At 72.2% G+C, this 14966-nt stretch carries 4 protein-coding genes; 1 reads left to right on the plus strand and 3 read right to left on the minus strand.

The features are described 5' to 3' along the window. Positions 1-3 precede the first annotated feature (3 nt). On the plus strand, positions 4-1560 hold the full coding sequence (locus tag AB0I81_RS48000) for a phospholipase D family protein (protein ID WP_360672924.1): 1557 nt from the start codon (positions 4-6) through the stop codon (positions 1558-1560). Between the two features lie 24 nt (positions 1561-1584). Here AB0I81_RS48000 and asnB read toward each other — a convergent pair whose 3' ends face one another. From asnB to AB0I81_RS48015, 3 genes are all read right to left on the minus strand, one after another. Continuing rightward, positions 1585-3429, minus strand: a complete 1845-nt coding sequence (gene asnB, locus AB0I81_RS48005; protein WP_360672926.1) for an asparagine synthase (glutamine-hydrolyzing) — start codon at positions 3427-3429, stop codon at positions 1585-1587. A 100-nt stretch (positions 3430-3529) separates the two neighbouring features. Then, positions 3530-4204: a 4'-phosphopantetheinyl transferase superfamily protein gene (locus AB0I81_RS48010; RefSeq protein ID WP_360672929.1), complete on the minus strand. Its 675-nt coding sequence runs from the start codon at positions 4202-4204 to the stop codon at positions 3530-3532. Between the two features lie 115 nt (positions 4205-4319). Then, the gene (locus tag AB0I81_RS48015; RefSeq protein ID WP_360672957.1) at positions 4320-14963 is read right to left on the minus strand and encodes a type I polyketide synthase; all 10644 of its coding nucleotides are present in this window, start codon (positions 14961-14963) and stop codon (positions 4320-4322) included. Positions 14964-14966 lie beyond the last annotated feature (3 nt).

A 14966-nucleotide genomic window follows, 5' to 3' on the forward strand; every position in this document is an offset into this window, starting at 1 on the left:
CGGATGCGGATCCAGGACTGGTTCCTCACCGAGGAGGAGCGCGGCAATCGGGAGACCAGGCTGCGGCCCTGGTCGGAGGGCAACGAGGTGCGCCCGCTGATCCACGGCGCACGCTACTTCGCCGAGCTGGCGGCCCATCTGGACCGGCTGGGCGAGGACGACCTGCTGCTGTTCGCCGACTGGCGGGGCGACCCCGACGAGCGGCTGACGCCGGACGGGCCCAGCGTGGGCGCGGCGATGGCGCAGGCGGCCCGGCGCGGCGCCCTCGTACGCGGCCTCATCTGGCGCTCCCACCTGGACCTGCTGCGCTTCAGCTCCGCCGAGAACCGCCACCTCGGCCAGGAGATCGAGGACACCGGCGGCCAGGCCCTGCTCGACACGCGTACCGCGGTGGGCGGCTCGCACCACCAGAAGTTCGTCATCCTGCGGCACGACCGCGAACCCGGGCGGGACGTGGCCTTCGTCGGCGGCATCGACCTGTGCCACAGCCGCCGCGACGACGACTCCCACGAGGGCGACCCGCAGTCCGCCCCGATGCCCGGCGTCTACGGGCCGCGCCCGCCCTGGCACGACGTCCAGGTCGCCATCCGCGGCCCCGCCGTGGCGGATGTGGAGCAGGTGTTCTGCGAGCGCTGGGAGGATCCGGCGCCCGAGACGCGCGACCCGCTGCGCCGCCTGCGCGACCACCTCGGCCGCCTCGACGACGCCCCCGCCCTGCCCGAGCCGGGACCGCCGCCCGCCCGGGCCGGGCACCATTACGTGCAGCTGCTGCGCACCTATCCGGCCCGGCGTCACGGCTACCCGTTCGCGCCCGCCGGGGAGCGCAGCATCGCGCACGCCTATCGCAAGGTGCTGGGCCGCGCGCGTTCGCTGATCTACCTGGAGGACCAGTACCTGTGGTCCACGGACGTGATCGAGCCGTTCGCCCGCGCGCTGGAGCGCGAGCCGGGGCTGCGCATGATCGTCATCGTGCCGCGCCACCCCGACCAGGACGGCTGGCTGGCCGGACCGGCCAGCCTGATCGGCCGCGCGGACGCCCTGCGCCGCCTGCTTTCCGCCGGCGGCGACCGGGTGGCCATCTACGACCTGGAGAACCACCGGGGCACGCCGGTGTACGTGCACGCGAAGGTGTGCGTGGTGGACGACGTGTGGGCGGAGGTGGGCTCGGACAACGTCAACCTGCGGTCGTGGACGTACGACTCGGAGCTGAGCTGCGCCGTCCTGGACGAGCGGGAGGACCCCCGGCCGCCCGGCGGGGCGCTGCGGTTCGCCCGTGACCTGCGGCTGGAGCTGATGGGCGAGCACCTGGACCTGCCCGCCGGGCGGCACGACGAGTTGTGCGACCCGGTGGCCGCCTTCGACGCGTTCGCGCGTTCGGCGGAGCGGCTGGAGTCCTGGCACGCGGGCGGCTGCTCGGGGCCGCGCCCGCCCGGCCGCCTGCGCCCCCATCCGGCTCCTCGGCTGTCGGGGGTGCGCAAGCTGCTGGCGTTGCCGCTGTACCGCTTCGCGGTGGACCCGGACGGCCGGCCGCCGTCGTTGCGGCGCTCGCGCGGGTTCTGAACCGCTCAGGACGCTCTGGACCGCTCAGGACAGGGACAACTCGGGCGAGTAGCCGTCGATCCAGTAGTACATGTCGATGATCTTGTCGAGCAGCAGCTTCTCCCCGTGCGTGATCTTCGCGGGGTCGGCCTCGACCACCGACCGCAGCCATTCCCGGTTGAACAGCCCGAACAGCGGGTTGTGCGTGTCCGCCAGCACCTCCTTGGCCTCGATCAGCAGGGTGCCCGAGTAGCGGTTGTCATGCATCATCGTCGGATAACCGCTCTTCCTGCGCTGCACCACCGACGCTGGGAGCAGGTCCTTCACGGCGTGTCTCAGCAGGCTCTTCTCCCTGCCGTCGAACGACTTGAGCTTCCACGGCGTGTTGTAGACGTACTCGACGAGCCGGTGATCGCAGTACGGGACCCGCACCTCCAGGCCGACCGCCATCGACAGGCGGTCCTTACGGTCGAGCAACATCCGCAGGAAGCGGGTCAGGTGCATGTGGCACATGAAGCGCATCTGACGCTCGAAGCGCGTCGCGTTGTCCAGGTGATCGACCGCCGCCACGGCCGTCTTGTACTGGTCCCCCAGGTAGTTCTCCAGGTCCAGGGCCGCCAGCGCCTCGGCCGTGAAGGGCATGACGGCGGGGTTGGCGGACTGCGCGCCGAGCACCGCCGCCATCCAGGGGAAGATGGGGAGCGTGCGCAGTTCGTTGTGGAACCAGGGGTAGCCGCCGAAGTTCTCGTCCGCGGCCTCGCCGGAGAGGGCGACCGTGGATTCCCCGCGTATCGCCCGGAAGAGCAGATACATCGAGATGTCCGATTCGCCGAGCGCGTTCGGGGTGTCGCGAGCGGTGATCACGGCTCGCCGCACGGCCGGGTCGGAGAGGTCCTCCGCGCTCAGCACCACCTGCTGGTGCACCGGCTCGACCAGGTCGACCATGTCCTTGACGAAGGGCGCGTCCGGGGTGGTCCTGAACACGTCGGGCTTGAAACGATCGACGTGATCCACGAAGTCGACCGAGAACGTGCGCAGCCGGTCCCCCTTCGCGGTCAGCTTCCGCGCGGCGAGGCCGGTGATCGCGCTGGAGTCCAGGCCGCCGGACAACAACACGCACTGGGGCACGTCCGAGATGAGCTGCCGGTTGACGGTGTCGTCGAGCAGCTCACGCACCCGTGCGATGGTGCTTCTCTGGTCGTCGGTGTGCGGCGCCGTGCGCAGGCTCCAGTACGTCCTGGTACGCGTTCCGCTCGCCGTGACGGTGACGACCGTGCCCGGTTCGACCTCGTACATGCCTTTCCAGATCGCCTGGCCCTGCCCGACGCTGAACACCGCCGTGCGGATCCCGTCGATGTCGACGGCCTTGCGCGCCAGCGGGTTGGCCAGGATGGCCTTGGGCTCCGACCCGAACAACACGCCGTCGGGGGTCGGGTAGTGGTAGAGCGGCTTGACGCCGAGCCGGTCGCGGACCAGGACGAGTTTCTGCTCGCGGGCGTCCCAGATGGCGAACGCGCACATCCCGTTGAGGTGCTCGGCGACGCCTTCGCCCCATTCGAGGTAGCCGTGCAGCACGACCTCGGTGTCGCTCGACGTACGGAACCGGTGGCCGCGCCTGGTCAGCTCCTCGCGCAGTTCGATGAAGTTGTAGGTCTCGCCGCTGTAGACCAGGACCACCGGGCCGTTCGCCGTGACGAACTCCATCGGCTGCACGCCGCCGTCCAGGTCGATGACCGCCAGCCTTCTGTGGCCCAGCGCGGCGTGCCGGTCGACCCAGGTTCCTGAGGCGTCGGGCCCGCGCAGCGCCATGGTGGCGGTCATCGCGTCGATCGTGGCATGTTGCTCCGTCAGGTCGGCGTCGTAGGACACCCAACCCGCGATCCCACACATAACGGGTCCCTCTCAGTCGCGGAAACGGGAGACCGCCGCCCTGCTGAAACCCGAGGCTATAGACGCAGGACTAGGAAAACGCCCAGTTCTCCGGGGCCGTTCACGTGGAGGCGGCGACCGCGATGGCCGTCATGAGAAGCCCCCGGCGTACCAGCCAGCGGCCGGAGAACTCCCGCAGCTCGCTGCCGTCGCGCAGCTGTGGACCCTCGACCAGCGCCCGCGCCAGCAGGCCGCCCCCGGCCGGATCGCAGGTGATCGACGCCTGCGTGAAGTCGAGGCGCGGCTGCCGCAGCGGGGCCAGCGGGAACCACGCCTTGTAGACCGACTCCTTGGCGCTGAACAACAACCGGTCCCAGCGCACCGACGGGTCGCGCCGCAGGAAGTCCGTCACCCAGCGCAGCTCCTCCTCCACCGCGATGACCTCCAGGATTCCGGCGGGCAGCGGCTTGTTCGGCTCGGCGTCGATCCCGAGGGTGGTGATGTCGCAGGACCTGGCGACGGCGGCGGCCCGGTATCCGGCGCAGTGGGTGATGCTGCCGACGGCCCCCGACGGCCAGACCGGCGCGCCCTTCGCCCCCGGCACCACGGGCACCAGCGGGTACCCCAGGCGGATCAGCGCGTCGCGGGCGCACCAGCGCGCCGTGGCGAACTCGCGGCGGCGCTTCTCCACCGCCCCGTTGATCAACGCCGCTTCGGCGGGGAACAGGGCGCACGGCCGCGAGTCGTCGAACGCCTCCGACGACATGATCCCACCGGGCAGCAGCTCCTCGATCATGCCGTGCGTTCGCGGTGCTCGGCCGGCGGGCTCACGACAGGCCCAGCTCGTCGCCGAGGATGTCGAACTGTTCTCATGACAGGCCGAGCTCGTCGCCGAGAATCCCGGGCTGGGCTCATGACAGGCCGAGCTCGTTGTCGAGGATGTCGAACATCTCGTTGTCCGTGGCCGAGTCGAGGTCGAACTCGGTGTCGCCGCCGGAGTCCTGCACCACGGCCGCCCACTTGGCCCGCAGGATGTCCAGCCGCGCCGCGACCTGCCTGTGCACGTCGATGCCGACGGTCGTCTCGGTGCAGGCCCTCTCCAGCTTCGCCAGCTCGGCCAGGAGCGCCGCGGCCCCGGTCGGCTCGCTCAGGCCGAGCCGGTCGAGCAGGTGGGCGGCGAGGGCATGCGGCGTGGGATGGTCGAACACCAGGGTGACCGGCAGGCGCAGGCCGGTGGCGCCGTTCAGCCGGTTGCGCAGTTCGACGGCGGTGAGGGAGTCGAAGCCCAGCTCGGTGAAGGCGAGGTGCGATTCGACGGAGCCGGCGCCGGCGTGGCCGAGCACGCCTGCCACCTCGGTCCGTACGAGGTCCGCCAGCGCCTCGGCACGCTCGGCCGCGCCGAGAGCGGTCAGCCTGCGTACCAGGGTGTCCGGTTCCTCCGGCGTGCCGCCCGCGGCCGTACGACGCCTGGCCGGCACCAGGCCCTGGAGCAGCGGCGGAACGTCCGCGCGGGCACGCAGCGCCGGCAGGTCGAGCCGGACCGGCGCCAGCACCGCACGGTCCGCGGCACGGGCGAGGTCGAACAGCTCCAGCCCTTGCTCCACCGGCAGCGGGCGGATTCCCGCGCGCGCCATTCGCCGCCGATCGGCGTCGTCGAGCCCGCCGGTCATCCCGGTGTCGCGCGCCCACGGCCCCCACGCCAGGGACAGCGCGGGCAGCCCGGCGGCCCGCCGGTGCTGTGCCAGGCCGTCGAGGAAGGCGTTGGCGGCGGCGTAGTTGCCCTGCCCCGCGCCGCCGGCCAGGCCCGCGACCGACGAGAAGAGCACGAACGCGGCCAGATCCAGGCCCTGGGTGAGCTCGTGCAGGTGCCAGGCGGCGTCCGCCTTGGGTCCCAGGACGGTGTCCAGCCGTTCGGGCCGCAGGGAGGCGATCGTCGCGTCGTCCAGCACGCCCGCCGCGTGGACGACCGCGGTCAGCGGATGCTCGGCTGGCACGGCGGCCAGCAGGGCTTCCAGCGCTGTCCGGTCGGACACGTCGCACGCGGCGATGGTGACCTCGGCGCCGTACCCGGCCAACTCGGCCCGGAGTTCGGGCGCGCCCGGCGCGTTCTCACCCCGGCGACCTGCCAGCACCAGGTGCCGTGCCCCGTGCTCCTTCACCAGATGCCGCGCCACCTCCGCACCTAGGCCCCCGGTTCCGCCCGTGATCAGGACCGTCCCCTCGGGGTCCCACTCCCGTATCGTCTCCGCGTCCGGCGCCACCGGCGCCAGCCGCGCCGCCCTCAGCTCGCCGCCCCGCACCGCGACCTGCGGTTCACCGCTGGCCAGCACGGCTGACAGCAGCGTCCTGGACGGCTCGCGCGGCACATCGAGATCGACGAGCACGAAACGGCCGGGGTTCTCCGCCTGCGCGGCACGTACCAGGCCCCACACGGCGGCGCCCGGCAGGTCACGCACCCGGTCGTGCTCTCCGGACGCGACCGCGCCGCTTGTCGCGATGATGAGCGGGAGGCCCGCGGTGCGCTCGTCCGCGAGCCAGCGCTGCAGGAGGTCCAGTACGCAGGCGGTGGCCTCGCGCGTCATGGCGAGGACGTCGGTAGAACCAGCGAGGACGTCCGCGGAACCCGCAAGGACCTCCGCCGAACCGGCCGGGACGTCCGCAGAACCCGCGGGGACCTCCGCAGAGCCCGCGAGGGCCTCCGCCGAACCTGGGAGGACGTCCGCGGAACCGGTGGCTTCGCCTGGGCGCGTGCGGAAGAGCGGGCCTACGGTTACCGCCACCGCATCCGCCGTACTGGCCTTCAGGGTGGCGAGCGGGTCGTCCGGCAGGGCGAGGTCTCCGGTCAGCACCGCCACGTCCGCGTCGGCTGCCGAGGTCGGCTGCTCGGGGAGCGGTGTCCATTCCAGCTGGAACAGCGCGTCCCGTGACGCCCGGCGATCGGAGTCGGCGATCGGCCCGCCGGGCGACGCCGGGCGGGACACCAGCGACTCGGCGGTGAGGACGGGCGCACCCGCCATGTCCACCGCGGTCAGTGCCACGCTGTCCGCGCCGGTCCTGGTCACGCGCACCCGCAGCGTCGTCGCGCCGTCGGCGTGCAGGCGCACCCCGCCCCACGCGAACGGCACCCGCCCCGCCTCCGGCCGGTCCGCCTCCAGGAACGGCAGCGCGTGCAGGGCGGCGTCCAGAAGCGCCGGGTGCACGCCGTAGGAGCCGGCGTCCCCCGCCTGGTCCGGCAGGGCGATCTCCGCGAACAACTCGTCGTCGCGCCGCCAGACCGCACGCAGCCCCTGGAACACCGGCCCGTACCCGAACCCGCCTTGGGCGAGCCGATCGTAGAGACCGTCCAGTTCGACGGCGGACGCCTCCTGCGGCGGCCACACCTCCGTGCCGAACGCCTCGGGCCCGGACGCCTCCTCCCCGGACAGCACTCCGGTCGCGTGCCGGGTCCACGGCTCGTCGGTGTGGGCGGCGTCGTCGGGCCGCGCGTAAATGCCGAGCTCGCGGCGACCCGACGCGTCCGGCGCGCCCACCGTCACCTGTACGGTCGTCGCGTCCCGCTCGCCGATCACGAGCGGCGCCTCCAGGCTGAGCTCCTCCACCCGCCCGCATCCGGCCTGGTCCCCGGCCCGGATGGCGAGCTCCAGCAGCCCCGTACCGGGGAAGACGGCCGTCCCGCCGACGGCGTGGTCGGCGAGCCACGGGTGCGACCGCAGCGAGAGCCGGCCGGTGAGCACGACGCCGTCCGTCCCCGCCAGTTCCACGGCCGCCCCCAGCAGCGGGTGCGCCGCCACCGCGAGTCCGGCTTCCCGTACGTCCCCGGCCCGCCGCCCGGTCGGCCAGAACCACTGACGCTGGAACGCGTACGTCGGCAGGTCCACCCGGCGCGCACCCGGGAACGCGGTGCCGAACAGGGCCGGCCAGTCCACCACGACACCGTGCGCGTGCAACGTCGCCACCGCCGTCATGATCGCGGCCTGTTCGTCGCGGTCCCTGCGCAGCGCCGCAACCAGCACCGGGCTTCCTTGACCCGGCTCCGCCTCGGGGAGGGCGTCCTCGGCCATCGCCGTCAGCACCCCGTCGGGTCCCAGTTCGAGGTACGCGGTGACGCCTTGCCGGTGCAGCGTCTCCACGCCGTCGGCGAACCTGACCGCGTGCCGTACCTGCCGTACCCAGTAGTCCGGCGAGCAGAGCTCCTCGGCCGACGCGAGCGCACCGGTCACGTTCGAGACCACGGGGATCCGCGGCGGCGTGAGGACCAGGCTCTCGGCCACCCGCCGGAACTCCGCCAGCATCGGCTCCATCAGCGGTGAATGGAACGCGCGGCCCACCTTCAGCCGGGTCGTCCTGCGTCCCGCGTCCGCCAGCCGGGAAACGATCAGGGCGACCCGTTCCTCGGTGCCCGCGATCACCACCGAGGCGGGGCCGTTGACCGCGGCCATGGAGACCTCGTCCTCGTACCCGGTGAGAAGGGGCGACACCTCCTGCTCCGCGGCCTGCACGGCGACCATCGCGCCGCCCGGCGGCAGTGCCTGCATCAGGCGGGCACGTGCCGCGACCAGCCGGCACGCGTCCTGCAGCGTCAGCACCCCGGCGACGTGCGCCGCCGTGATCTCGCCGATCGAATGCCCGGACAGGAAGTCCGGGGTCAGGCCCCAGGACTCCAGCAGCCGGAACAGCGCCACCTCCAGCGCGAACAGGGCCGGCTGGGTGTAGGCGGTCCGGTCCAGCAGTTCGCCGTCGCCGAACATCACCTCGCGCAGCGGCTGGTCCAGTTCGGGGTCCAGGTGGGCGAGCACGGCGTCGAAGGCGTGCGCGAATGCGGGGAACCGCTCGTACAGACCGCGGCCCATTCCGGCCCGTTGCGCGCCCTGCCCGGTGAACAGCACCGCGAGCCCGCCCGGCCGCGCGCCACGCCGATGCACCACTCCGGGCCCGGTACGCCCCTCCGCCACGGCCGCCAGGCTCGCCCACAGCTCTTCCCGTTCACCGGCCACCACCACCGCACGATGCTCGAACGCCGAACGGGTCGTCGCGAGCGAGAAACCGAGGTCCGCGAGGGAGTGGTCGTCGTGGTCCCGCGCCAGGAGACGTGCGGCCTGGGCCCGCAGCGCGTCACTCGTCTTCCCCGAGACCAGGAAGGGCACCGCGCCCGGCGCGCGACCGCTTGCTCCCACGTCCGAGGACCGATCCTCCGCCGCCGCGTCCAACAGCAGACGGTCCGACTGCGGCTGTTCGGCGGCCGGCGGGCGGTGCTCGGCCGGTGCGTCCGTGGTCGGCGGTGCCTGCTCCAGGAGCACGTGGGAGTTCGTTCCGCTGATGCCGAACGACGACACCGCGGCCCGCCGTGGCCGTCCGGTCTCCGGCCACCGGCGGTGTTCGGTGAGCAGTTCCACCGCGCCCTGGGTCCAGTCCACGTGCGAGGAGGGCGCGTCCACGTGCACCGTACCGGGCACCACCCCGTGGCGCATGGCCATGACCATCTTGATCACTCCGGCGACGCCCGCGGCCGCCTGGGTGTGGCCGATGTTCGACTTGATCGAGCCCAGCAACAACGGACGGTCCCGGTCCTGCCCGTAGGTGGCCAGCAGCGCCTGGGCCTCGATCGGGTCGCCCAGTCGCGTCCCGGTCCCGTGCCCCTCCACCGCGTCCACCTCCGCCGGGGCCAGCCCCGCGCCGGCCAGGGCCTGGCGGATCACTCGCTGCTGCGACAGCCCGTTCGGCGCGGTCAGCCCGTTGGAGGCGCCGTCCTGGTTCACCGCCGAGCCGCGTACGACGGCCAGCACCTGGTGGCCGTTGCGCCGGGCGTCGGACAGGCGTTCCAGCACCAGCATCCCGACGCCCTCGGACCAGCCGACGCCGTCTGCGGCCTCGGAGAAGGACTTGCAGCGGCCGTCCCCGGCCAGCCCGCCCTGCGCGCTGAAGTCGATGAACGCGCCCGGCGTGGCCATCACGGTCACCCCGCCGGCCAGGGCCAGCGAGCACTCGCCGCCGCGCAGCGCCTGGGCCGCCAGGTGCAGCGCCACCAGTGAGGAGGAGCAGGCAGTGTCCACGGTGACCGCCGGGCCCTCCAGACCGAGGGTGTAGGACAACCGTCCCGACATGACGCTGCCGGCCGTACCGGTGCCCATGAAGCCGGCCACGTCCGGCGGGAACTCGGCGCTCGTCGCGTAGTCGTGGTACATCACGCCGGCGAACACGCCCGTGAGGCTGCCGCGCAGGGACATCGGGTCCATCCCCGCGCGCTCGACCGCCTCCCAGGTCGTCTCCAGCAGCAGCCGCTGCTGCGGGTCCATCGCCAGGGCCTCACGCGGCGAGATCCCGAAGAATCCGGGGTCGAACTCGCCTGCCTCGTGCAGGAAACCGCCGTGGCGTACGTAGCTCGTGCCCGTTCGTTCGCGGTCGGGATCGTACAGGGACTCCAGGTCCCAGCCACGGGAGGACGGGAAGGCGGAGATCGCGTCCCCACCCGCCACGACCAGCCGCCACAGGTCTTCGGGGGAGGTCACGCCGCCCGGGTAGCGGCACGCCATCGACACGATCACCACGGGATCGTCGTCGGCCGGCGTGATCGCCGGCGTCGTCGCCCGCGCGGACTCCGAGGTGTCGCCGCCCAGCGACTCCGTCAGCAGGAAGTCGGCCAGCGCGGTGGCGTTCGGGTAGTCGAACACCAGGGTGACCGGCAGGCTCAGCCCCGTGGCCGCGGACAGGCGGTTGCGTACCTCGACGGCTGTCAGCGAGTCGAAGCCCATGCTCTGGAAGTTGCTCAGCGGCTCGATCGCGTTGCCGTCCTGATGGCCCAGGACCACGGCGACGGCGTCGCGTACCAGTTCCATCGTGGCGGCCTTCCGCGCGGCCGTCCCGAGCGGCGCGAGGCGATCAGCGAGGGTGGCCGACGCTGCGGCGGCCGTCGCCCGCTGCCGCTCGTATGGCCGGATCAGCCCTCGGAACAGGGGTGGGACGTCCTGGCTTGCGCGGAACGCGGCCAGGTTCAGGCGCGCGGGCAGCAGCGCCGGTTCGTCGCCGGTGACCGTCGCGTCGAACAGGGCCAGACCATTGCCGGGAGACAGCGGGAGCATGCCGCGCCTGGCGATCCTGTCCATGTCGGCCTGGCTCAGGGCGCTGGTCATGCCGCCGGCCTGGATCCAGGGGCCCCAGCCCAGCGAGAGTCCCGGCAGCCCTTCGGCCCTGCGGTGCCTGGCGAGCGCGTCCAGGAAGGTGTTCGCCGCCGCGTAGCCGGCCTGGCCCGCCGTGCCCAGCGTTCCCGATGCCGAGGAGAACAGGACGAACGCGGACAGGTTCCGGTCACGGGTCAGCTCGTGCAGGTGCCAGGCCGCGTCCACCTTGGGCCGGAACACCTTCTCCAGGCTCTGCGGGGTCAGCGCGCCGATCAGACCGTCGTCCAGGACACCGGCCGTGTGCACCAGCGCGGTCAGCGGATGCTCGGAGGGCACCGCGGCCAGCAGGCGGGCGACGGCATCACGATCCGCCAGGTCGCAGGCCACCACGGTCACGTGAGCGCCGAGCCCGGACAGCTCCGCCACCAGCTCGCCGGCGCCCTCGGCCCGGTCGCCGCTACGGCTCGCCAGCATCAGGTGCCTGATGCCGTGCTCGGCCACCAGGTGGCGGGCCAGCATGCCGCCGAGGCCGCCGGTGCCGCCGGTGATCAACACCGTGCCCGTGGGATCCCACGCCAGGCCCTCTTCCCCGGTACTTGGGAACACCCTGGCCAGCCGCCCGGCCAGCACGGCGCCGTCCCTGACCACCACCTGGGACTCGCCGGCGGCCAGAGCCTGCGGCAGCGCGGCGATCGACGTCTCGGGGTCGTGGGTGTGGTGGTCCAGGTCGATCAGCATGAATCGGCCCGGGTGCTCGGCTTCGGCGGCGCGTACGAGACCCCACAACGTCGCCGCCGCCACGTCGCCGCCGTCCACCGCGCCCCGCGTGACGAACACCAGCCGCGACTCGGCGAACCGCTCGTCGGCGAGCCAGAATCGCACCAGCTCAACCACATACGACGCCAAACCGTACGCAACCGCCGGCACCTCACCGCCTGGTCCTCCGGTTAGCGGGACCAGCACCGTGCGTGGCATGGGAGCATCGCCCTCGTACGCCTCCGCGAGCGACCGCAGGTCGGCACCTGTCGTGATGGGGGTGCTCATGGCGGCGGCGAGCGCTTCGGCGAGCCCCCACTCTTCAGGACCCACCACCGCAGTCGGCGCGCTGGGCGGCACAGCGGGCACCGGGAGGGTCAGCGGAACCCAGTCCAGCCGGAACAGGGAATCCCGGCCGATCGCCCGCGACCCGCCGGCCTGCTCCTCCGCGAGGACCCGCAAGGCCACCGACCTGACCGAGGCGACGGAACCGCCCCGGCCGGCGATCGCGATCGACACCGCGTCCGGTCCTGCCCAGGTCATCCGCACCCGGACCGCCGACGCCCCGGCCGCGTGCAAGGACACGCCTTCCCATGCGAAGGGCACCTTGTGGCGGGCCTCCTCGCTCTGGTCGAGGATGAGGCACAGGTGCAGCACCGCGTCCATCAACGCCGGATGCATGCCGAACGCCCCCGCGTCAGCCGCGTCCTGCTCGGGCAGGCCGATCTCGGCGTACAGGTCCGAGCCGCTTCGCCACACGGCGGTCACGCCACGGAACGCCGGCCCGTACTCAAAACCGTCCGCCGCCCGCCCTTCGTAGAACCCCGCCAGCGACACCGGCTCAGCACCGGTCGGCGGCCACACCGCCGTGTCGAACGCCTCGGTCATCGCGGCCGGCTCGTCCACCGCCAAGTGACCATCCGCATGCCGGATCCAGGGCTGCTTCTCCTCCCCGTCCGGCCGCGCGTGCACACTCACGGGCCGACGTCCCCTTTCGTCGGAGCCGCCCACTCGCACCTGCACCTGTACGCCGCCGCCCTCGGGCAGCGTCAACGGCGCGGCCAGGGTCAGATCCTCCAGCCGCGCGCAACCGACCTCATCGCCGGCCCGGATCACCAGCTCAAGGAACAGCGTCGCCGGCACCACCACCCGGCCGGACACCACGTGCTCAGCCAGCCACGGATGGGACCGCGTGGAGAGCCTTCCGGTGAAGATCACTTCGTCGCCATCCGCGAGTTCGACGGCGGCTCCCAGCAGGGGGTGATCCGGCGCTCCGAGTCCGGCGAAGGTCACATCCCCCGCGCGAGCCTGCGACGGCCTCGGCCAGTACCGCCGGCGTTGGAAGGCGTACGTGGGCAGTTCCACCCGCCGAGCCCCGGGGAACACCGCCGCCCAATCGAGCGGCACTCCCCGCGCATGCAGTTCGGCCAGCGCGGACATGATCGCGGACTCCTCGTCGCGGCCCTTACGCAACGCCGGCACCACATCCACGGTGTCGGCCGCCATGGCGGTCAGCACCCCGTCAGGACCCAGCTCCAGGTACGCCCCCACGCCCTGATCTTGGAGAGTGCGGATGGCGTCGGCGAACCGGACCGTGCCCCGCACCTGCTCCACCCAGTACTCCGGCGAGCACAACCGCTCGGTGGTCTCCCCGGTCAACGTGGACACGATCGGGATGCGCGGCTCGTTGAAGGTCAGCGTCTCGGCTACGGCTCGGAAGTCCTCCAGCATGGGGTCCATCAGCGGCGAGTGGAACGCATGTGACACCCGCAACCGCCGCGTCTTCACCCCGCGCTGCTCAAGGACGGCGGCCAGCTTCAGCACCGCCTGCTCTTCCCCGGAGATCACGGTGGAGGCCGGACCGTTCACCGCCGCGATCGACACCTGACCCTGGCACCCAGCCGACAGGCCGACACCCTCTTCGACCAACAGAGCGGCGGTGTCCTCCTCGGCCAGCAGGGCGGTGACTTCCTCCTCGGCGGCCTGGACCGCCACCATCGCCCCACCTTCAGGAAGCGCCTGCATCAACCGGGCCCGCGCCGCGACCAGAGCGCATGCGTCCTCAAGGGACAGCACCCCGGCCACATGCGCGGCGGTGATCTCCCCGATCGAATGACCGGCCAGCACCTCAGGTCGCACGCCCCACGACTCGACCAGCCGGAACAGGGCCGTCTCCAGCGCGAACAGCGCCGGCTGCGCCCACCCCGTCTGATCCAACACCTCCGCCTCAGCCGCACCAGGCTCGGCGAAGAGCACCTCACGCAGCGAACGATCTGCCCGCTGATCAAGCCCCACCAGCAACGGATCCAGCCCCGCGATCACCTCATCCAGAGCCTCGGCAAACACCGGGAACCGCCCATACAGCTCCCGCCCCATCCCCACCCGCTGACTCCCCTGACCAGCAAACAACACCGCCAGCCTCGGCTCCGACCCAGCCACCCCACGCAGCACACCGGCACCCGGACGATCCTCGGCAACAGCCCGCAACCCGGCCAGCACAGCTTCACGATCCCCAGCCACAACCACCGCACGATGCTCGAACACCGACCGGGTCGTGGCCAGCGAGAACGCGACGTCGGCCAACCCCAGATCGGGCTCACCGCTCAGGTAGGACGCCAGCCGCCCGGCCTGCTCCCTCAACGCCTGTTCGGTCCGGCCCGAAACCACCACCGGCCCGCCAGCCGCCACAGGAGCCGGAGGCTCGGACACCACCGGACCTTGCTCAATGATCACGTGGGCGTTGGTGCCGCTGATCCCGAACGAAGACACACCAGCTCGGCGCGGCCGACCTGCTTCCGGCCACTCCACCGACTCCGTGAGCAGCTCGACCGCACCCGCCGACCAGTCCACATGCGAGGACGGCGCATCCACGTGCAGTGTCTTCGGCAGCACGCCGTGCCGCATCGCCTGCACCATCTTGATCACACCGGCCACGCCCGCCGCCGCCTGGGTATGCCCGATGTTCGACTTGATCGACCCCAGCAACAACGGCCGATCACGATCCTGACCGTAGGTCGCCAGCAGCGCCTGAGCCTCGATCGGGTCACCCAGCGTCGTCCCCGTACCGTGGCCCTCCACCACATCAACATCGGCGGGAGTCAACCCGGCGCTGCCCAGCGCCTGACCGATCACCCGCTGCTGCGACGGACCGTTCGGCGCGGTGAGCCCGTTGGAGGCGCCGTCCTGGTTGACGGCCGACCCGCGCACGACGGCCAGCACCTGGTGGCCGTTGCGCCGGGCGTCGGACAGCCGTTCCAGGACCAGCACGCCCACACCCTCCGACCAGCCCACCCCGTCGGCGCTGTCGGAGAACGCCTTGCACCGCCCATCCACCGACAGACCACGCTGCCGGGAGAACCCGATGAACGTATTCGGCGTGGCCATCACCGTCACACCACCGGCCAGCGCCAGCGAACACTCACCACCGCGCAGCGCCTGCGCCGCCAAGTGCAACGCCACCAGCGACGACGAACACGCCGTGTCCACCGTCACCGCAGGACCCTCCAAGCCCAGCGTGTACGACACGCGTCCGGAAGCGACGCTCGGCGCGGTTCCCGTACCTTCGTAACCCTCGACGACCTCATTCGTGGGACCGGCGGCGTTGCCCAGGGCCAGCCCGTAGTCGTTGTACATCACCCCGGTGAACACACCGGTACGACTCCCCCGCAACGACCCAGGCTCGATCCC

Origin of the sequence: Nonomuraea sp. NPDC050404 (genome assembly GCF_040655495.1) — a bacterium.
In the GTDB taxonomy this organism is placed as follows: Bacteria; Actinomycetota; Actinomycetes; order Streptosporangiales; family Streptosporangiaceae; genus Nonomuraea.